This is a genomic window from Streptomyces sp. NBC_00019, from assembly GCF_045041015.1.
GTDB lineage: Bacteria > Actinomycetota > Actinomycetes > Streptomycetales > Streptomycetaceae > Streptomyces.
This window is the reverse complement of sequence record NZ_CP108302.1, coordinates 1,985,125-2,003,873: the sequence shown is the minus strand read 5'-3', so window position 1 is coordinate 2,003,873 and position 18,749 is coordinate 1,985,125. Positions and strand designations below refer to the sequence as shown.

Annotated in this window: 17 protein-coding genes and 1 pseudogene; 8 read left to right on the top strand and 10 right to left on the bottom strand. The window is 72.8% G+C overall.

Annotated elements, in window-relative coordinates; translation table 11 throughout:
• Positions 1-5: 5 nt before the first annotated feature.
• From OHU89_RS09650 to OHU89_RS09615, 8 genes are read right to left on the bottom strand one after another with little or no spacing between them, the layout of a single operon-like run.
• A complete protein-coding gene (locus tag OHU89_RS09650) occupies positions 6-1,157 on the bottom strand; it encodes an AAA family ATPase (protein WP_405641698.1) in 1,152 nt (383 codons plus the stop codon).
• Positions 1,158-1,182: 25 nt separating this feature from the next.
• Positions 1,183-3,078, bottom strand: coding sequence for an ATP-binding protein (locus OHU89_RS09645; RefSeq protein ID WP_405641696.1), 1,896 nt, complete (start codon positions 3,076-3,078; stop codon positions 1,183-1,185).
• Positions 3,075-3,977, bottom strand: a complete 903-nt coding sequence (locus OHU89_RS09640) for a hypothetical protein (protein ID WP_405641694.1) — start codon at positions 3,975-3,977, stop codon at positions 3,075-3,077. Before OHU89_RS09640 ends, OHU89_RS09645 begins: the two co-directional genes overlap by 4 nt.
• Positions 3,925-4,953, bottom strand: coding sequence for a JAB N-terminal domain-containing protein (locus OHU89_RS09635; protein WP_405641692.1), 1,029 nt, complete (start codon positions 4,951-4,953; stop codon positions 3,925-3,927). The genes OHU89_RS09640 and OHU89_RS09635 overlap by 53 nt, the downstream gene beginning before the upstream one ends.
• Positions 4,943-6,394: a ubiquitin-conjugating enzyme E2 gene (locus OHU89_RS09630; protein WP_405641690.1), complete on the bottom strand. Its 1,452-nt coding sequence runs from the start codon at positions 6,392-6,394 to the stop codon at positions 4,943-4,945. The genes OHU89_RS09635 and OHU89_RS09630 overlap by 11 nt, the downstream gene beginning before the upstream one ends.
• Positions 6,391-7,482: a HesA/MoeB/ThiF family protein gene (locus OHU89_RS09625; protein ID WP_405641688.1), complete on the bottom strand. Its 1,092-nt coding sequence runs from the start codon at positions 7,480-7,482 to the stop codon at positions 6,391-6,393. Before OHU89_RS09625 ends, OHU89_RS09630 begins: the two co-directional genes overlap by 4 nt.
• Positions 7,479-8,222 carry a hypothetical protein gene (locus OHU89_RS09620; protein WP_405641686.1) on the bottom strand — a complete coding sequence of 248 codons (744 nt, stop codon included), beginning with the start codon at positions 8,220-8,222 and terminating at the stop codon, positions 7,479-7,481. Before OHU89_RS09620 ends, OHU89_RS09625 begins: the two co-directional genes overlap by 4 nt.
• The gene (locus OHU89_RS09615) at positions 8,219-9,112 is read right to left on the bottom strand and encodes an effector-associated domain EAD1-containing protein (RefSeq protein ID WP_405641684.1); all 894 of its coding nucleotides are present in this window, start codon (positions 9,110-9,112) and stop codon (positions 8,219-8,221) included. The genes OHU89_RS09620 and OHU89_RS09615 overlap by 4 nt, the downstream gene beginning before the upstream one ends.
• 204 nt (positions 9,113-9,316) lie before the next feature.
• Here OHU89_RS09615 and OHU89_RS09610 point away from each other — a divergent pair, with 204 nt between their 5' ends.
• The 4 genes from OHU89_RS09610 to OHU89_RS09595 are packed head-to-tail and all read left to right on the top strand — an operon-like array spanning position 9,317 to position 15,176.
• Positions 9,317-11,440, top strand: a complete 2,124-nt coding sequence (locus OHU89_RS09610) for a hypothetical protein (RefSeq protein WP_405641682.1) — start codon at positions 9,317-9,319, stop codon at positions 11,438-11,440.
• Positions 11,437-13,290 (top strand): hypothetical protein, encoded by a 1,854-nt coding sequence (locus OHU89_RS09605; RefSeq protein ID WP_405641680.1) that lies wholly within the window; start codon positions 11,437-11,439, stop codon positions 13,288-13,290. Before OHU89_RS09610 ends, OHU89_RS09605 begins: the two co-directional genes overlap by 4 nt.
• 9 nt (positions 13,291-13,299) lie before the next feature.
• Positions 13,300-14,601, top strand: a complete 1,302-nt coding sequence (locus tag OHU89_RS09600; RefSeq protein ID WP_405641678.1) for a hypothetical protein — start codon at positions 13,300-13,302, stop codon at positions 14,599-14,601.
• Entirely contained in the window at positions 14,598-15,176 is a 579-nt protein-coding gene (locus OHU89_RS09595) for a hypothetical protein (RefSeq protein WP_405641677.1), read from the top strand. Before OHU89_RS09600 ends, OHU89_RS09595 begins: the two co-directional genes overlap by 4 nt.
• Here OHU89_RS09595 and OHU89_RS09590 read toward each other — a convergent pair whose 3' ends face one another.
• Positions 15,177-16,085: a formylglycine-generating enzyme family protein gene (locus tag OHU89_RS09590; protein ID WP_405641675.1), complete on the bottom strand. Its 909-nt coding sequence runs from the start codon at positions 16,083-16,085 to the stop codon at positions 15,177-15,179.
• 34 nt (positions 16,086-16,119) lie between these two features.
• Positions 16,120-16,527, bottom strand: a complete 408-nt coding sequence (locus OHU89_RS09585; protein WP_405641673.1) for a CoA-binding protein — start codon at positions 16,525-16,527, stop codon at positions 16,120-16,122.
• 157 nt (positions 16,528-16,684) lie between these two features.
• On the opposite strand from OHU89_RS09585, the pseudogene OHU89_RS09580 reads away from it, so the two are divergent.
• The 4 genes and pseudogenes from OHU89_RS09580 to OHU89_RS09565 all read left to right on the top strand — a co-directional run.
• Positions 16,685-16,891 (top strand): annotated as a pseudogene (locus tag OHU89_RS09580) (ABC transporter ATP-binding protein); the annotation flags it as partial.
• 171 nt (positions 16,892-17,062) lie between these two features.
• On the top strand, positions 17,063-17,764 hold the full coding sequence (locus OHU89_RS09575; protein ID WP_405654400.1) for a hypothetical protein: 702 nt from the start codon (positions 17,063-17,065) through the stop codon (positions 17,762-17,764).
• A complete protein-coding gene (locus tag OHU89_RS09570) occupies positions 17,761-18,303 on the top strand; it encodes a SixA phosphatase family protein (RefSeq protein WP_405641672.1) in 543 nt (180 codons plus the stop codon). Before OHU89_RS09575 ends, OHU89_RS09570 begins: the two co-directional genes overlap by 4 nt.
• Positions 18,300-18,734, top strand: a complete 435-nt coding sequence (locus OHU89_RS09565) for a DUF6210 family protein (protein WP_405641671.1) — start codon at positions 18,300-18,302, stop codon at positions 18,732-18,734. Before OHU89_RS09570 ends, OHU89_RS09565 begins: the two co-directional genes overlap by 4 nt.
• Positions 18,735-18,749: the final 15 nt, after the last annotated feature.

The following is an 18,749-nucleotide window of genomic DNA, read 5'->3' as shown; positions in this document are numbered from 1 at the left end:
GTGCGTCAGCCCTGGTCCAGCAATTTCAGAGTCTCGTCAATGATACGCGCGACCTCCCCTTCGCCCTCTCGGTTGCCGGGAACCGCGCGCCTCAACTCCAGTCTCAGGGCGTTGAGTTGCCGCAACACCCGTTCGACCGCGGCGGGCGGCGAACCGGCGTCGACCTGGCGCCTGAGGATCCGGGCCTCGGAGACCAGGCGCTGCATGGTGCGGGCCGGCTCGTCGGGGTCCTCGCCAGGCCGGCCGGTGCGGCGCCGCACCGCGTCCCGCACCACCGTCGCGTGGGCCGGGTCGGACCAGAAGTGCTCCAGCGGCCACAGGTCGGCGGGTTCGGCCCGTACCCGCTCGGCACGCAGGGCGGCGGCCGCCACCAGGCGCTGTCCGCGGATGATCCGGCGGTCCGACAACGTCACGCCCTGGCCCAGGAGTTCACGGACCAGCTCGGCGTACTCGGGGGTGACCGCGCTCAGATCGGTGTGCGCCAGCTGACGGCCGAGCCGGCCCAGCGCGGCGGGGTCGATCCAGCTGTGCCCGTCGCCTTCGGCCGGGGTGCCACGTGCGGCCCCCTTCGCCAGCAGCTCGTCCAGCCGGTTGCCGGCCACCGGCGGGATCGTCAGCCGCAGCAGGAACCGGTCGGCGAAGGCCAGCAGCGACGGGTCCTGCGGCAGGCTGTTGGCGGCGCCGACGAGGGTGATGAGCGGGACGGACTCGATGTCGTGGCCGTTGTGGAAGACCCGCTCGTTCATCACCGTCAGCAGGGTGTTGAGGATCGGGCTGCCGCTCTGGAAGATCTCGTCGAGGAAGGCGACCTGTGCCGTGGGCAGCATGCCCTCGGTGCGGAACCGGTACTGGGCGCCGCTCTGGAAGGCGGGCACGTCCACCGGACCGAACAGCTCGGCCGGCTCGGTGAACCGGGTCAGCAGCCGCACGAAGGGACGGCCGCCGAGGCCCGCGGCGAACCGGCTGACCAGGTCCGTCTTGCCGGTGCCGGGCGGGCCGAGCAACAGCACGTGCTCATGCGCGATCACCGCGACCTCCAGCAGATCCAGAGCGAGCCGCCGCCCCACGAAGTGCTGCTCCACACTGCGGCCGAGCGCCTTGAGCCGCCGCACGGCCGAGAGGTCCTCGTCGCTCCATGTGGTGGTGGCGGTGGTCATCGGCGCTCCGGGGAAGTCGCGAGGGTCATCGGCGCTCCGAGATCATTTCCAGGCGCCCCTGCTGGAGTCGGCCCACCAGCCAGCCCAGCCGGCGCGCGTCCGGTTCGATGCCGTGCATGTGGCGGCCGACGAACGCGTCCCGCATGAGCGAGCGCAGTTCGTCGCCGTTGCGGCCCGCGGTGGCCTCGGCGATCAGTTCCAGGACCTCGTCGTCCAGGGAGATGTGATAGCGGCCGGCGTGGTGGCGCAGGATCGCCCGGCGCGCTGTGACGTCGGGCAGCGAGATGGCGATCGAGCGGAACCGGCTCGGCCGCAGCAGCGCCTTGTCGATGATGTCGATGCGGTTGGTGGTGCCGATCACCAGCATCGGCACCTCGGGCCGGAAGCCGTCCATCTCGGTGAGGATCTGCGCGACCACGCTGTTGCCGGCCCGGGTGCCACCGTCGGGGCGGCTGCTGCGCTCCATGGTGATCGCGTCGATCTCGTCGAAGACGATGACGGAGGGTGCGCTGCGCCGCGCCGACGCGAAGATCTCCCGCACCTTGCGCTCGCTCTCGCCGACGTACATGTCGGTGACCTCGGGCCCCGACACCACCTGGATGGTGGCGTTCATGCCGTTGGCGATGGCCTTGGCGAACAGGGTCTTACCGGTGCCGGGCGGGCCGTAGAAGATGATGCCGCGCGGGACGAGTTCGGAGCGCACCTCCTCCATGTCGTCCGGCAGGCTCTGGGCCCCGCTGATGATGGCCAGGGTCCGCCGGATCTCGTCCTTGACCTCCTCGTAGCCGCCGATGTCGTCCAGCGTCACGTTGGGCACCTCGAAGTGGGAGGACTGCTGTGCCTTGAAGGTCAGCAGGGTCTCCCGCAGGTCCTGGAGCGTGGCCCGGTTCGACTGCTCGCGGTGCTGTTCGTGGGCGTACCGCATGGCCTGCCGCAGCCGTACGGGGTTCATGCCGGCCACGTGCTTGTAGAACTCGCGCGGCTGGAACCCCTCGAAGGTCCCGGCCTCCTCCCGGGTCACCAGGGCGACCCCCAGCAGGCTCTCCTCGTGCTCCGGTGTCCGGACCTTCGGCGGCAGACCGCTGAGGGTGACCCGGGCGCTGAACCGCTCGGCCAGCACGTCCGGCAGCGGCAGGGTCGGGTCGGCGAAGGCCAGGACCAGCTGGTCCGGGAAGGCGTACAGCAGCTCGACCAGCTCGCGGGCCTCGGCGTGCCGGCCCAGGTCGGCGCTGCCGGCCAGCAGGTCGAGATGGGTGAGGACGATGACGTCGCCCTCCTTCAACTCCTCCAGCTGGGCGCGGAGTCGGGCCAGCCGCCGCTGGCGGGTGTTCATCGACGCGCCGGACATGTCCGCGACCGGATCGTCGGAGGGGCGGCCGCCACTGTCCTCGGGGGAGTCGTCGTCGAGGCGGATGCCGCGGCACTCGGCGAGGGTGACCATCTCCTGCCACAGATGGGTCACGACGAGCTTCTCGCTGATGACGAGGACGGGCAGTCCGCTGCGCAGCAGGGAGGCGACGGCCTCGATGTGCGGGTAGTAGGCGAGCCGGACGGCCTCGGCGTCGGTGATCTTCTCCGGGTGGGCGGCCGGTTCGGGGCCGGTGGGGGACTCGACGCCGGTGGCCGGGCCGGAGCCGGCGGGGGACTCGACCCCCGTGGCCGGCGGTGGCGGTTCGTCCTTGACGAGTGACGGTACCCCCGGCGGCGCGAACAGCGGTGTCTCCGGGGCGAGTTCGGTCCGCAGCCAGACGTCCGGACCGAACTCCGACCAGGGCCGCTCCAGCAGCTCCGTGTCCAGCGGATCGAGGAGCCACACCTCGCACGAGGCCAGCACCTCCCGCAGTGTGCGGTCGCCCGGGGCGCCGAGCAGGTCCATCCGGCCGTCGTGGTCCGCGGCGGCCAGGCGCAGGGGTCGGGTCATCGGTCCAGCACCTCGCGCAGTCCCTCGAACTCCCGCACCCGGCCGTAGACACGGTGCAGTCCCACGCCCGCGCGATACCCCTCGAGCATCCTGCGGCGGCGCAGTTCCTCGGGGTGGCGCCGGGCCAGGACGGCCAGGGGTTCCCACCAGTCGAGCGTGGCCCGCGCCCACTGTCCGCGCGTGTCGTCCTCCAGCAGCCGGGCCGGGCTGTCGCGCACCAACTGCCGTATGTCGTCGGTGAGTCGGTGGTAGTGCGCACCGTGGTGCAGCAGCGCCGTCTCGTACACCTCGTACACGACTGTTCTCTCCCCCGGGGTGAAGCGGAACCGGCGCAGCAGCGCCGCGCGGTGGCGGGCGGTCTCGGGTGAGGACGGCGGTGCCGCGAGGGCCGCGACCGCCGTGCGCCGGCCCTCGGGGTGGTCGAGGAACCGGTCGAGGAGCTGCCCGCACTGCTCCCGCATGCCCGGCGGAGGAAGGTCGAAGAGCGCGGTGACCGGGGAGGCGCGCAGCAGCTCCGCCCGCAGCTCGGCGTCGACCGGTGTCGCCGACAGCGCACGCCCCACCAGGCCGTGACGGCACATCAGATCACGTGCGGTTCCTGTGCCGTTCACCCCGAACACCGCCTGGCGGGCGGTCGCCGGGTCGTCCCTCAGGGCCAGCGCGGCGGCGACCATCAGCGGCTCCAGACCGGTCGGCCCGGGGTCGCCGAGCGGCGGGTCGGACAGCCGCAGCCGGGCCGCCGTGACCCGGGCCAGCCGCTCCAGCAGGGCGACGGGATCGTCCGCGGTCCCGTGCGGCCGGGCCGAGGTCGTCGGGGGCGGTGCGGGTGTGCCGCCGGGCGCCGGCTCAGTGATGGCCCAGTGAAGGATGCGTACTACGGTGCTTGTCAGCGTCGTCATCGAGGTTCCGGATCGGACAGGGGGCCATCCAGTCGTCGGAGGAGGCGTAGCAGGTCAGCACCCGCCGGCGCGAGGTGAGGTTGATGAGGGCGGCCACCTGCCAGGGGCGCCGGAAGGTGTCCCGGTGCAGGTCGATGTCGGTGCGGGAGAGGCCGATGGTGCGTTCGGTCTGGAACAGGTGCGTGTGGTACCAGCCGACCAGCTGCCGGTCACCGAGGGTCCGGTTCATCGCGCCGAACGAGTCCCCGGTGAACGTGAAGTGCATCAGCGAGGCCCCCGAGTGCTCGGCCGGGAGCACCTCGTCGACGATCACCGCGTGCAACTCCGGGACGTCCGCCCGCCGGAAGGCCCGACCGACCAGGAACCCGCCCTCCTCGATCTCGGTCGACAGCTCCATCTCCATCAGCCGCCGCTGCACTCCGGAGCCGAGCAGCACGGTCACCGGCGCCTCGGTGTCGGTCAGTTCGATCCCGTACTCGGTCAGGTCGAGCAGCGGGATCTGGGGTTCGGCCGCCGGGCGGATGCCGAACGCCAGCCGGGTGGAGCGGGAGGTGTCGATGTCGTCCGTGCCGTCCACCACCGGGGGCAGCCGCTGGGCCGAATCGTCGTCCTCGGGCGAGGGCAGCCCCGCGATACGGAACGCCCACCGGCGCTCCTCGGGGGCGAGTTCGCGGGCCAGCCGGGTGAGGATCGGGCCGACGAGACTGTTCACGGAGTAGGGCTTCTGGTGGACCACGCGTCCCTCCATGTGGATCTTGACATGGATGTACCCGAAGTCGGCACGGAGATTGGTGAGGCGCGGGTCTCCCTCGTAGGTGTCGGGGCCCGGGTCGTTGCGCAGCATCAGGGTGAAGCGCGCGCTGCCCTTGAAAGGTGCCGTCTCCGCCGCGAAGGCCGGCTTCAGCAGCGAGATCAGGGACTCGGTGCGCACCAGTTGCCGTGACTCGCCCTGGAACAGCTCGACGTCAAGTGCCATCGGCCACCCCGTCCGTGGGCCTTATCCGCAGGGCGCCGACGCGCAGGGCGCCGTCCTCGGGAGGCGGCGCCGCCACCGGCGGCTTGCCCCCGATGGCCTCGATCATGGCCGCACCCTCCTCGGTCTGGGCCCAATATGCCGCGATCGGGTTGAAACTGTCCGTGATCTCGTAATTACGATACCCAGCCATGTCCACGAGCATCTGGCACAGCTGGCCGAAGTCCAGGGCCGGACGCCAGGAGTGGGCCAGCACGCCCAGGCACACGGCCCCTTCGGCCTGGGGGTACTGCGGATCGGGCCCCTTGATGTTCGGGTGGAAGATCGGGCTCAGCCAGAAGACGGCCGGGGCGACCAGCGGGAAGTCCGGGCCCAGCAGGATCAGCGCGTTGTGCCTGTCCTGCCGATCCGGGCGCGGGAAGGTGTTCGCGCTCTGCTGGTCGGGGAGGCGCAGACCGGATCCCTTGAAGCGGATCTCGTAGTCGGTGGGGAACTCCGGGTCGTCCGTGTCGACGATCTCGAAGTCCGCGTGCTGGTCCGCGTAGCGCTGCATCTCCTCCCGGACCCGGATGATCGCCTGCATCCGCAACTGGGCGTTGCCGGCGGTGGCTTCGGGATAGACGTTGAGGGTCTCGCCCTCGCGCACCCCCGCTTCGTGCAGGGACTGCGCCGGGTCGAGGCGGCGGAAGCTGCCGTCCGGCTGCTGGTGGTCGACGACGGTACGCGGGCGGCGCCCCATGCGGCCCTCGTAGTGGGCCAGCACGGCGGCGGCGATGTCCCGCACCGGCGTGATCGAGGGCACGCCCGCCAGGTCGTAGGGCTGCTGGTCGGGGCCGTTGACCCGGAGCGCCTCCAGCAGATAGGGGCGGTGGTCGTAGACCTCCTGCAGGAGTTCCAGGTCGGCCGGCGCGCCCGCGTCCACCAACCGCCTGTGCAGCTCGTCGATCTGACCGGGCGCCAGTTCGTACGTCAGCGACATCGCGATCTGCCCGACCTGGGCCTCCTCGCCCTGACTGACGAAGAACATCTCTGCCTGGGGGTCGACTTCGCGCACCTCATGGATGAACGCGGCGTGATGTGTGCTGCACACGAAGACCAGCGTGGGATACCGCTCCGCAGCGGACGGGCCCGCCGAGCCCGAGTGCGTGGCGTGCGGCTCGGCGCGGGGCGGCGTCGGCGGTTCGGTGACGGGCTCCAGCGCCTCGACGGAGGCCCGGAACAGGGCGTTGCCCGGGTACTCGTTGTGCACCGCGCGGGCCAGCTGGGCCTCGCCTTCCACGAGCACGCCCGCGTCGATCAGACGGCGCGCCTCGGACCAGTAGACCCGTGAGGTCGCGTCCACCGACGGCAGCCGGCTCTCCGGGAAGCCGATGGTCCGCAGGATGATCTCGCCCTCCCGGGGGTTGATCACCCGCTCCAGCTCGTTGTACAGCTCGTCCCTCACCGGGCACCCTCCGTTGTCGCGCGGCGTTCCTGGGCCGACTCGCCCGGTGCACCCACCGGTTCACCCGCTTTCGCGGCCAACTCGACGTACCGCAGCCCCGATCCGTCCCGCCGGGCCACGGGCAGCACTTCGCGCGGCGCCACCCCCAGTGCGCTCAGCCGCGCCGAGGCGGGCGCGGACCGCAGCCGTGAGGTGACGGCGGGCACCGCCGCCCGCCGCCGCACCGGCCTGCTGAATCCTGCCCAGGTGAGAGGCTCTTCGCCCATGTCCACGTGGTCCAACAGCTCGGCCACCGTGGCCCCGTGGTCCAGCGGCAGCACCGGGACCCCGTCGGGAAGCCGCTCGTGCAGCGGGCAGTCGGGGTCGGGCCGGTCGCGCGGCGCGGTCCCGGACAGCGGTACGGCGAGACCGGCGGCGTCGATCCGCAGCGGCGCGTCCGGCACGGACAGCCCGAGCAGCAGTCGTACGGCGAAGTCGGCCAGCCAGGTGCCGACCAGCGCGGACACCGGGGCCGAGGCGCCCACGGCACCGGCCGGATCGGGTGCCGCGCACGACCAGGGGTCGTCCTGCACCGCCCGCTCGGCCGGCCCGAGGCCGCACGCCCAGCAGCGTCCGCCGGGCGGGAACCAGGAGACCTCGCCGCCCCACGCGTGCGTGCCGCCGTCGAGCATGCCCGTCCCGGCGAGCGTGCACCGCCCGGCCAGCGCGATCCGGGCCGCCCGGCTGTCCAGCGCGCCCACCACCAGGTCGGCCGCGCGCAGTTCGGCCAGCCCGGCACCCGAGAGGTGCGGCGCCTCGCGTGCGTCCACCACCGTGTCGGGAGCCAGGTCCGTCAGCGCCTCAGCGAGGACGCGCGCCTTGGGCCGGCCCACGTCCGCCGCGCGGAACAGCGGACAGCGGCTGAGGTTGCTGACGGCGACCGTGTCCGGGTCGCACACCACCAGCCGGCCCAGACCGGACAGGGCGAGCGTCTGAGCCACCGTGTTGCCCAGCGCCCCGGCGCCCGCCAGCACGACCGTCGCCCCGGCGAGCCGCTTCTGGTCCCAGCCGGGGATCAGGGCGTGCCGCGCGAACCGGTCCCCGGTCACCGGGTGTCCCGCAGGGAGTTGAGCATCAGACAGGGGACCCCCGGATGCTGCGCCTTCCAGTCGTCGTAGCAGACCAGGCCGTGGTCGGGGTCCCGGTGGACGGCGCTGGCGCAGGTCGGCGCGTGCGGCGAGCAGGTGCAGTGGATGACCACCTCGTCCGGGCGGAAGGTGTGGCCGCACACCCAGCACCGGTGGCGGCTGGGCGCCCCGTCGCGCGGACCGGGGTGGAGCCGCAGCAGGGGGTGGTCGCTCTGCAGCCGTACGGTGGACAGCTCCGGTGGCGGCGGGTTGGCCTCGTCGAGCCCCGAGTGGAACAGCGCGGCCGTCGCGGTGGTCTGCGCGCCGGCCTCGGGGTTGAGGCAGTCGAGCAGTCGGCTGCGGTGCTTGAGCACGACCCCGGGGCCGGTCTCCGCCCGCTCGATGGAGATCTGCTCGCCCAGCCGGAAGGAGTGATGGCAGACGGGGCAGGTGGTGCCCGCCGAGCCGAGTTTGCGCAGCAGTTGCGAGGTGACGACGGTGATCTCCTCGCCGGGCTCGTCGTCCCAGCCCGGCAGGGCGTCCGACTCGCGGCTCCCGCCCGCCTGGCCGAGCAGGAAGTCGTACGCCGCCGGGCTCGGTCCGCCGACGGTCTCCGCCTGCGTCTGGGCGCGCTCCCGTTCCTGGCTGCGGCGGCGCCGCTCGGCTACGTTCACGCCCTGGGGGACGTGCACGCTCACGGTGCGGGGCCGCGGGTCCGTCATACCGTGTCGCCCTCCCGGGCTCGTACCTCGCGTCGCAGGTCCGGCAGCCCTCGCGGGCCCAGGCCGACGCCCGCCCGGCCCCGGTCGAAGGCGTCCTCCCAGGACGCACCGAGGGCCAGCGCCGCGTAGTAGTCCCGGCAGAAGGCCAGCGCGTCCTGGTCCGCGAGCCGCTCCGGGGAGCCGATGACCTCCTGTGCGTGCGGGGCGAGCACCTCCGCGTAGCGGCCCAGATGACAGGCGTTGAGCACGACCACGGTCACTCCGCCCACGGCGTCCAGGACCGCGGCGAGGGCCTCGGCGCCGACCGGGACGACCGAGCCGTCGTCCTCCTCGAGGAGCAGCTGGCCGCTCGGCGCGCCGTGCCCGCCGAAGTGCAGGACGTCCGGCTTGTGTTCGGTGAGCGCCGGGATCACGTCCCGGCGCCGGGTCGCCGCCGACAGCCGGATGTCGAGAGCGCGTCGGCTGCCCCGGCGGGCGGCCTCCTCGATGGTGCGGTATTCCAGGCGCAGTTGGAGCCGCGACGCCTCCTTCGGCCCCGCGAGCAGGCAGAGGACCGTGAGTTCGTCCGGCGGGGCGAGGAGGACCGACTCGTCCGGTGGGGTACCGGGACCGGCCGTCACCGAGCGCAGGACCGGGTTGCCCGGATAGTCCTGCGCGGCTTCCGCGAGCAGGTCCTCCAGGGTGAACCGGAACGCCCCGTTCTCGATCATCTGGCAGACCGCGAACCAGGTGTTGAGCGGTGCCTGGGCGCCACCGAACGGCGGCAGCCGCGACGGGTCCGCGCCCAGGCGGTACAGGAGCTGTTTGGCCTCAGTGGCGTCGTCGTAGAGGGTGGCGACGACACGCAGCACCCCGTCGCGGTGCAACTGCACAGCCGTCAGTGCCGCCATGGACGCCCCCTCCCGTCGTGCAACGACTGTACCGGCCGGGTGCGATCTCCGACTTGGCTTCTGCCAACCGAAGTTGATCAGCCGTCAGGAAGGTGTGGAGGGCTGGTGCACTCATTCAGATGCTCTGCCTGAAGCAGGGCCCGACCGGGCAACGTTCTGTGATAGTTGGTCTTCCACGCGGTTCAACGGGGAGGAGACGCGGGGGTGGTGGAGTTCCGGGGGCGACGGCCCGGCTCCGGAGACGGAGAAGAGGCGGTCTTCGACCTCGAGGCGGGTACGGGGGAACACGCCCGGTTCGAGCTGCCTCCCTTCCGGGTGCGGCGCTACCGCCGGATGCCCGGCCGGCATCCGGTCATGGTGCAGGAGGCGATAGGGCCCGAGGCCGAGCGGCAGATGCGCCGCCACGCCGAACTCTTCGGCAGCGTGGTCGACTTCCACGGGCCGCAGGTGCCCCGGCAGCTCGCCCACGTCCTCGCCCATGACGACTCCGAGCGCCCGCACAAGCTGATCCTCGACTGCCGCGGTGAACGCCTGGCCGACTTCGCCTCCCCGGACCGGCTGCACGGACCGAGACTGCGCATGGTCGTCCGGGACCTGTTCGAGGCCGTCGCCGCGCTGCACAAGGCCCGGCTCGTGCACGGCCGGATCAGCCCCGAACACCTGTGGTGGGACGAGGCCGAGGGTCTCCAACTGGCCGGTCTGGAGGGCGCGGTGTACGCCACCGAACCCCTGCCCGACCGACCGGTGACCGACTGGGACGCGCCCGGCTTCCGGCCCGGTGTGCTCGCCGCCGCCGACCAGGACGTGCTCAGTGCCGCACTGGTGGCGTTCTGGATGGCCACCGGCGAGACCCTGCCGCGCGGAGTCTCCAACGCGCGCGTCCACAACATGGTCGCGCAGGGCCACGAGGACTGGCTCCAGGGCCTGCTCCGCTCGGCGTTCCCCCTGGGCTCCACGGTGACCCCGCCCGCCCGCGAGCTGGCCCGCCGGCTGGCCGAAGGCGACGCCCCGCAAGGACTGCTGGAGCGGCCGCTCGCGGAGCGGGAGCGGGCGCGCGAGATTCACGCCCGCGAGGAGTTCCGCGCCCTGCGCGCCCGCCAGGGGACCGGCGCCGGAAGCCTGCGGGCCAAACGGCATGCCACCGCCGCCGCAGGCCCACCGGTGTGGTGGCGCCGGGTGGGGCAGCGCCTGCGGATCCTGCCGGACCGCCCGCACCTCGCCCTCGGCGCCGTCGAATGCCCGATGTGCCTGCGAGCGCTGAACTGGGACACGGCCGAGCGGGTGGTCCTCGACGCATCCGGTGAGATGGTGCCCGAGCGGGATCTGCCCGTCCACTCGGACGCCGAACGCAACGCCCAGCTCGCCCGCACCTACGTGGTCTGCCCGGGCAACGACGACGTACCGCAGCACGAACTCCCCGACCGCTACCCGATGTTCGGCACCGAGCCGGTACGCATCGGGCTGGTCGGCGCCTCCTCCACCGGCAAGTCCCACCTGCTCGCCGCCATCATCGACCAGGCGCGCAAGACCACCGTGATGCGGCGCTACGGGCTGCGCGTCGAGGCGCTGGACCCCCAGCGCTACCACCACTATCTCAACGAGGTCGTCGCGCCCTTCATCGACCGCCGCGAGGAACTCCGGGCCACCGCCGACCGGCCCGAACTGCGCTATGCCACCGGCCTCGTCGTCACCGACGAGCACTCCGGCAGATCGCACAGCGTGATCTTCTTCGACGTGGCCGGCGGCCGGCTGGAACGCCCCGGCCGGGAGGCGGACTTCCTCAACCGGCTCAGCGCCCTGCTGTGCGTCGTCGACCCCACCCGCATCCCCGGACTGACCTCGCACGGCGGCGCGACCGGTCGCGACCCGGCGTTCGAGCACGTCCGCCAGCGGCTGCGCCAGCAGGCCGACCCGTCCGTCCCCTTCCTGCCGGTCCCGTGCGCGCTGGCCGTGACCAAGAGCGATCTGCTGCGCTTTCGCGGATATAAGGAGATCGACGACTGGCTGCACGAGAAGCCGGACGCCGAAGGCGACTTGAGCACAGTTCAGCAGGAGAGCGAGGACGTGTACGCCTTCCTCGCCGCCCGCGGGGGCGGCGACTGGCTGCAACTCGCCGGCGAATGCCTGGGCTCCACCCTGCACCTCGCCTCCGCCACCGGCACCGGACCCCGCGAACAGGGCGACCGGGCCGCCGCGCGCCGCTTCGACGAGACGCTGTTCCGTCAACACCGGGTGCTGCGACCGCTGTTGGCGCTGTTCGCGATGAAGGGCGTCATGACCGGACCGGCCGCGGACGCCCTGCTGCGCGGAGGGGGCCACGGCACATGAGCCTGCCCGCGCACGGCGGTCCGCTCGCCGACATCACCGTCTACCGCTGGTCCGAGCGCTCACTGACCGGACGCGGCGACGTCGGCCCGGTCACCACCTCCCTCGACCGCGAGGCGCTGCTGCGCTGGAACAGCCGTATAGAGAACATGGTGTGGGCCACCCAGGAGCACCCCGGGGACACCGCCCCCGGCTACGTCTACCTCCGCTACGGCCCCGAGGCCGCCGTCCTGCGCAAGCTCCCGGTGCGTGACCCGCACGGCCGCGCCGGCTCCACCCTCACCCACGTCCTGACCGGCCCGGCCGCCGGCATCGACCTCCACCTCGCGCTCGCCGCGTGCCGCAGCGACTGGGACGACTGGCTGCCCCCGCAGGTCCGCCAGGACGCCCTCCTCGACGGGAAGGCACCGCGGGAGACCGCCTCGGAACCACCTCAGCGGGTTCCCCTGGACCTGGTCCGCCGGCTGCTCCTGGAGGAGAAGCGGCTCCTCGACGCCCTCGACACGGCCGCCGCCGACCTTCCCGACGAGTTCCTCCTCCGGCTCGCCGAGGCGCTGATGGAGGAGCCCGGAGCGCCCCTCACCGTGCTCGGCTCGCCCGTCGACGGCGAGGTCGTCATCCACGTCCTGGCCGGGCTGCTGGGCCGGGTCGTCGCGGGCAGCTGGAGCTTCGCCACCCGCGAGGAGAACGACGGGGCCAAGGACCTGCCCCAGTTCGTCTTCGTACGACGTGACAGTGCCGGCTCTCTCCAGTCGGCGCGGCGCCGCATCGACGCCGAAACCGCCCCGGGACCCGGCGGCCCCCTGCGCGACCAGGCCGCTCGGCTGGTCGCCTTCCACCGGCGCCGCGGCGCGGACGCGCTGACCCGGCTGGTGCCCGCGCAGCCGATGGGCACCTCGGCGCAGATCCGCGACTGGGCGGCGGGACACCAGGTGGCCCCCGGGCTGATGAGCGACGTCACGAGTCTGCTGGAGGCCGCCCCACGCGGCGACCTGTCGCAGAAGGAGGACGCGTATCTGCGCAGCCCGACCTCGCTGCCGCGGGTGCAGCTGGAACTGGACCGGTTGACCGACGGTCAGCTGGCCCACCTGGTGGCCCTGTGGCGGACGGACACCCCTGAGGCCGGGCCCTACCGGCACCTGAGGCCCGAGATCCACACCTGGGCACTGCACCGCTGCCTCGACGCGGGAGCCCACGGCGGCGCCCCCGACCTGGCGCGCGAGCTCGCCGTGCGGCCGCCCGAGGATCAGGTGGTGCTGCGCGTGCTGCACGAACGGATGGAGCGCGCCGCGCACCGGCGCGCCAGTTTCGACGTGCTGCCCCTGCTGCGGACCGCGCAGGAGATCGGCGTCACCCGGAAGGCGCTGGACGACCTGATGAGGGTGATGGTGGAGCGCTTCGCGATGGCCGACCTGCTCAGCGAGGTCGACCGGATCAGCCGGATCGCACCGGACCAGGCCCGCACCCTGCTGGAGAACTGCATCCGGCGCCGCGACGCCGGCCGGGAACGCCGCGACCCCTTCGACGTACTGCGCCGCACGGGGTTCCTCGCCGAGGCCGTGGACCGGATGGCGCCCCAGAGCCCCTGGCGGGCGGTGCATCTGTACCGGCTCCTTCTGCTGTGCACGGTGGGGGAGTCGGTGGGCCAGCGCGAGGTGCTGGACGTCCTGGACGCGGCGGGCCGCACGCCGTCGCCGTATCTGCTCCAGGCGTTGGCGGACAGCTGCCGCCGGGGCAAGGCACAGGACACCGTCTTCGCCGCCGTCGTCCAGCAGTACTTCCGGGAGCATCTGCCCGCCCGGCCGGACGACGGGCACGACCGCGATTCGTCCCGCCGCGACACCTGGTACTGAGGAGAGGTTTTGGCCAGCAGGAAACCCATCCGGCACCAGCCCGCGCCACCCGTCCCGGAGCCCTCGCCCGATTCCCCCGCCCCGGAACCCGCGCCGCCCGCCCCCGAGCCCTCGGACACGCTGCGCACGGCCGCCGACCGGCTGGCGGAGCTGGCCGGCGAGTGCCCCGAGGACAGCGCCGGGCGCTCCGTGCTGACCTGGATCGCCGACGATGCCCGGGCCGGCGGGCGTGCCCTGTCCGGCGTCAATCTGCTGCACGCCTATCCGCCCGACACACTGGTGCCGGACGAGCCGGCGAGCAAGAGCGGGCTCATAGCCATCGTGTCCACGCTGCGGGACGTGGCGGTCTTCCTGCCCATCGTCCTGACGTGGTTGTCCCTCTGGTTCGCGTTCCGGGACTTCGAGGACGCGCCGGAGGGCACCAACTTCCTGACGCTGTGGTCCTCGGGCCTCGGCGGTACCGCGGTGCTCCTCGTCGTCGTCCTCATCGGCGGGGTCGTCCTCGCGACCCTGTGGCTGCAACGCCTCGAATGGGCGGCCGAGCGCGACGCCTCCCACGAGCGGCTGCGCGGGCGGGTCGCCGGACAGCTGGCCGTCCTCACCATGGAGCTCGCCAAGTACGCCGTCCTGGAGGCGCAGGCGGTACCCGCGGGCCAACTCGTCGGCATCGCACGGGACATCACCCGCAGCACCGCCGAACTCTCCCGCACGATGTCGGACAGCGCCGACCGGATGGAGAAGATCTTCGAGCCCGGCCCGGAGAGCAGATTCGTCACCGCGATCGACAAGTGGACCGAGTCGGCGAGCGAGTTGGGCGCGATGGGCCGCTCCCTGACCGTGCCGCACCAGCTGCTGCGCGACTTCGCCCGGATGCGCGATGACCTGCGCGCCGACGAGACGGCGACCCGCGAGGCCCTCACCCGGCTGCTCGCCGAACTGCGCAAGGCGGCCGGCAGCTCCCAGGAGGCCAACCGGGTGCACGCCACGGTCGCCGACGAGGTCTCGGAGACCACCCGCAAGGTCGGCGTGGCCATGCAGCTCCTGAGCGACAACAGCGAGCGGATGTACTCCTACATGGACGCCCTGGAACGGGTCCTCGCCCTGCTCCAGAACGACCGGCCGGGCGGCTACGGCCCCCTGCCGATGTCGAACTCCGACGGCCTGTCGAACGGCGCCTACAACGGCGGACGGGGGAACGGCCATGGCGGCGGCCCGCAGCCCCCGTCCGAGACTCCCCGGCCGGACGGCGGGGCCGGGACACCGCCGCCCCGCCGTCCCGGCGACGACTGGTACGGACAGGACCAGGGATGAGGAGGCGCCCGAGGGGCACCGGCGTCGCCCCGCGCCACCTCGCGGGCTGGCTCTTCGCGGACCTGTTCCTGGTGCTGTTCCTCGTCGTGCTCGGCATGGTCGCCTCCGACGGCACGGACGAGGCGTCCGGCACCGGCAAGAGCCCGAAGCCGTCCGTCTCGCCCTCCGGCGCCTCGCCCTCCCCGTCCCGAACCGCCAAGGGCCCGCTGGGACTCGACCCCCAACGGCACACCTTCGCCGTGTCCCTGTCCTCGGGGGCGACCGGGCGCGCCTCCGGCAAGGGCACCCTGAACGCGGCCGACCGGAAGAAGGTCGTCGCGGCCCTGGACAAGGAGATCCGCAAGAGCGGCGACGATCGCCGCATCGGCATGGTCATCACCTTCGGAGTGGCCCCGCAGGCCCAGCTGGGGGCGGCGACGGACCTCGCGGAGGACGTGAACCGCATCCTCAAGTCCGAGCGCCCACAGGCCTTTTGCGGGGGGAACGTCGGCACGCGACCGTTCTGGTCCGGGGGTTCGGCGGACCGGGTGGAGATCGAGCTGTACTACATCAACGCGTGTGAGGGGCAGGGGTAGTCAGGAACTCCGTGCGCAACGGAAACCCGTGTGACCACTAGAGCTGTCCGGGGTGTTGGCGCTGCGGGCGGCGACCCGGTAGCGGTTGCAGTAGGACTTGTGGCACATGTACGAGCCACCGCGGATGACCCGGGCGGCGTTTTCACGGCTCCACCGGTCGGCGCACCATTCCCACACGTTCCCGGACACGTTGTGGAGCCCGAACCCGTTCGGTTCGAAGGCGTCCACCGGAGCCGTGCCGCGATAACCGTCGGCGGCCGTGTTCCTGGTGGGAAAGGTGCCCCGCCAGATGTTGCAGCGGTACTCGCCGCCGGGGTCGAGTTCATCGCCCCAGGGATACCGCCGCTGCTCCAGTCCGCCCCGGGCCGCGTACTCCCACTCCACCTCCGTGGGCAGCCGCTTGCCGGCCCAGGCCGCGTAGGCCGCGGCGTCATGCCATGACACATGGACGACCGGATGGCCGGCCCGTTCCCCGACCGAACTGCCGGGGCCCTCCGGCCGGTTCCAGAACGCTCCCTCGACCCCGCACCACCAGGGCGTGTGCTCGGGCCGCGCTGCGCCGCGGCGCAGCGCGGCGGGCAGGAAGCCGGCGAAGACGTACGACCATCCGAGGCGCTCGGCGTCGGTGGCGTACCCGGTGTCGGCGACGAACTCGGCGTACTGCTCATTGGTCACCGCGAACGCGTCGATCCGGAAGGGCTCGACCCGCACCGCCCGCACCGGCCCCTCCCCGTCGGCGGGGAACCCTTCCACATCCTGCGCGCCCATCAGGAACTCGCCACCGGGCAGCGCCACCATGGCGCCGTCCGGACCCCGGGGAGCCCGCGACGGCGGTACGACTCGCGGCTCCTCGCTCGGGCCGCCTCCCGACGGCATGCAGCAGCGGGCGGGCGACGGCGACTCGTGCATCCCGCGAGGCTAGGCGACGTTCCTGTGCGGCCGGTCAGCCGAGCCGGGGGATCTCGATGGCCGGGCAGCGGTCCATGACCATCTCCAGACCGGCGGCCCGGGTGCGCTCGTACGCGGCCTCGTCGATCACTCCGAGCTGGTACCAGACGGCCTTGGCGCCCCTCGCGACGGCCTCGTCGGCGACGGCACCGGCGAGGTCGCTGTTGACGAACACGTCCACGACGTCGACCTCGAAGGGGATCGCCTCCAGCGAGGGGTAGCCCTGCTCGCCGTGGACGGTCTCCGCCTTGGGGTGCACGGGCACGATGCGCTTGCCGTACCGCTGCAGCACGTCCGCGACGCCGTAGGCCGCGCGCCGCTGGTTCGACGACAGGCCCACGATCGCCCAGGTGTCGCCGCTCTCGGTGAGGATCTTGCGGATCGTTGCTGGGTCGCCGTACACGCTCGGCCTCCTTGAAAGTCCTGCCAGGGCTGATGTGCGCGACAACAGCGGGCCGGGCACCGGGATTCCCACGGCTCTCCCGGAACGCCGAGGGGCAGCGACCGGGCCGATGGTTCATGACCACGAGACGCACTCCACGACGGGAGGGGCGGACCTCCACCAGCTGGACCTGCTGGACCTCGTCGCCGGGCTCCCCGTCACCACAGTCGTCGCCCTGCACACCGGCCGCGTGCACTCCCGCGGTGCGTCCGGGGACGTGCTGACGGAGGAGCTCATCGCCGAGGTGTACGGCGTGCGGGCGGCCGTGAGCAGGGAGGGAGCGGAGGGGCGGCCGCGCGTACGGTTCCTGGGGACGCTGCTCTGAACACCTGTTCGGCCGACCGGTCGCGAGGTACCGTGCGGGCAGTCCGCGCACAGGGGGTGGCCGATGTCCGGACACGTCACGCGCGCCGTGCCTGCCGTCCGGCTCCGCCATCCTGACCGGAATCCGCGCCACCTGCCTGCGCACGACCCCGACCCCGCCTACGCTCACCTCGTGCTGCACATCATCGACGCCCGAACCGGCGACCCCGTCCCTGCCCGCCGTGGCCCGACCCGCGTCGAGGCACATGTGCCGGGGTACGACGGCACCGCCCTGCGCGTGCTGCTCGTCGCCGACCTCCTCGCACGCGCCCTGGAAATCGGTGGCACACCCGTCTGGTCACTGCTCAGCGCCGAACGGGACCGGGCGGAGCTTCGGGCCGGTGCCGCGGCCCTCGGCATCCGGCCCTTCGAGGACGGCCGGGACAGCGGCCCGGGGACAGGCGGGTCCCAGGTCGTCCACGTGGCCGGCGAGGGCGGGGCGACACCCGACGGGGTGCGGGTCGCCGTCGCGCCGGTCGCGGGTGCCCCGGAAGGAGCCGACCCCGGTGTGCTCCGTCTGGCGTTGCTCTCCAGCCGCCATGGCCTGCCCGTACGGCTCGACGCGGCCGCCCTGTCGGAGGCCCACGACACGCTCGCACGCTGGCGCCGAGCCGTCGCCGCATGGGCGCGCGAACCGTCGAAGCCGGTCCCCGAGGACGTGCGCGGAGAGCTGCGTACCGCCTGGGAGGACGATCTGGACGTCCCCGGGGTGCTGCGCGTCCTGCGCCGGGTCGAGACCTCCGACCTCCCGGAGGGCGCCCGCTTCGAGACGTACGCCTACGCCGACCGGCTCCTCGGCCTGGAACTGACCCGCGACCTGGGGACCTTCGCGTGATCGCGCGCGCCGGAGCGGGCCCGCTGCGCCGCCTGGTCGTGCTGCGGCACGCCAAGTCCGCCTGGCCCGAGGGCGTCCCCGACCACCAGCGCCCACTGGCCCCGCGCGGCCGCCGGGACGCACCCGCCGCGGGCCGCGCGCTCGTCGAGGCCGACTTCCTGCCCGACCTCGCGCTGTGCTCCACCGCCGTCCGTGCCCGTCAGACCTGGGACCTGGTCTCCGCCCAGTGGGGCACGCCGCCGCCGGTCCGGCACGACGGGCGCCTCTACGGTGCCGACGTGGCCGAACTCCTCGAGGTCGTGCACGAGGTGCCCGCCGAGGTCGAGACGCTGCTGCTGGTCGGCCACAACCCCGGTCTGGAGGAGCTCGTGGTCGATCTGGCGGGCGACGGCCTCGACGACACCCTGGAGCGGGTCCACGTGAAGTTCCCGACCGCGGCCGTCGCCGTGCTGACCTGGCGCGGCACCGGGTGGGAGGCCCTGCTCCCCGGCGCGGCACTGCTGACCGCGGTGACGGTGGCGAGGGGCAAGAAGGAGTGAGCGCGGCCAAGCGGTACGTCTTCCTCGACCCCGACGGCACCGGAACCGATCAGGGCTGGATGTTCGTGGTCGTCGCGGCGCCGACCGGCGTGATCTACCAGACCCAGGGCGGGGGTCACGGCTGCGTGCCCTACGAGCAGGAGGGCTATCTGCTCCCCGTGTTCGGGCGGGACCTCGACGACGAGCTGAAGCAGATCTTCGTGCGGGAGCTGAAGGGATGGGGTTCGCGCGGCCTGGACTGGCCGGAGGAGCTCCTGGCCAGGCTCAGGAAGGCGGTCGCCGTCCACCTCTACGGCTCCGCCGACCGCGAGGACACCTGGCCCAGCCCCCTCGTCCTGGACGAGTCCCGCCTCGCCGAGGCCGACGAGGCGTGGGTCCCCGTGCTCACCCCCGACGGACCCGGCTTCCTGGCCTGGGAGAACTCCGACTAGCCGACGTGCACCCGC

Excerpts from the sequence above, each read along its gene's own strand:
- OHU89_RS09650 (WP_405641698.1), bottom strand. The coding sequence starts at position 1,157 with ATGACCACCGCCACCACCACATGGAGCGACGAGGACCTCTCGGCCGTG.
- OHU89_RS09645 (WP_405641696.1), bottom strand. The coding sequence starts at position 3,078 with ATGACCCGACCCCTGCGCCTGGCCGCCGCGGACCACGACGGCCGGATG.
- OHU89_RS09640 (WP_405641694.1), bottom strand. The coding sequence starts at position 3,977 with ATGACGACGCTGACAAGCACCGTAGTACGCATCCTTCACTGGGCCATC.
- OHU89_RS09635 (WP_405641692.1), bottom strand. The coding sequence starts at position 4,953 with ATGGCACTTGACGTCGAGCTGTTCCAGGGCGAGTCACGGCAACTGGTG.
- OHU89_RS09620 (WP_405641686.1), bottom strand. The coding sequence starts at position 8,222 with ATGACGGACCCGCGGCCCCGCACCGTGAGCGTGCACGTCCCCCAGGGC.
- OHU89_RS09615 (WP_405641684.1), bottom strand. The coding sequence starts at position 9,112 with ATGGCGGCACTGACGGCTGTGCAGTTGCACCGCGACGGGGTGCTGCGT.
- OHU89_RS09605 (WP_405641680.1), top strand. The coding sequence starts at position 11,437 with ATGAGCCTGCCCGCGCACGGCGGTCCGCTCGCCGACATCACCGTCTAC.
- OHU89_RS09595 (WP_405641677.1), top strand. The coding sequence starts at position 14,598 with ATGAGGAGGCGCCCGAGGGGCACCGGCGTCGCCCCGCGCCACCTCGCG.
- OHU89_RS09590 (WP_405641675.1), bottom strand. The coding sequence starts at position 16,085 with ATGCACGAGTCGCCGTCGCCCGCCCGCTGCTGCATGCCGTCGGGAGGC.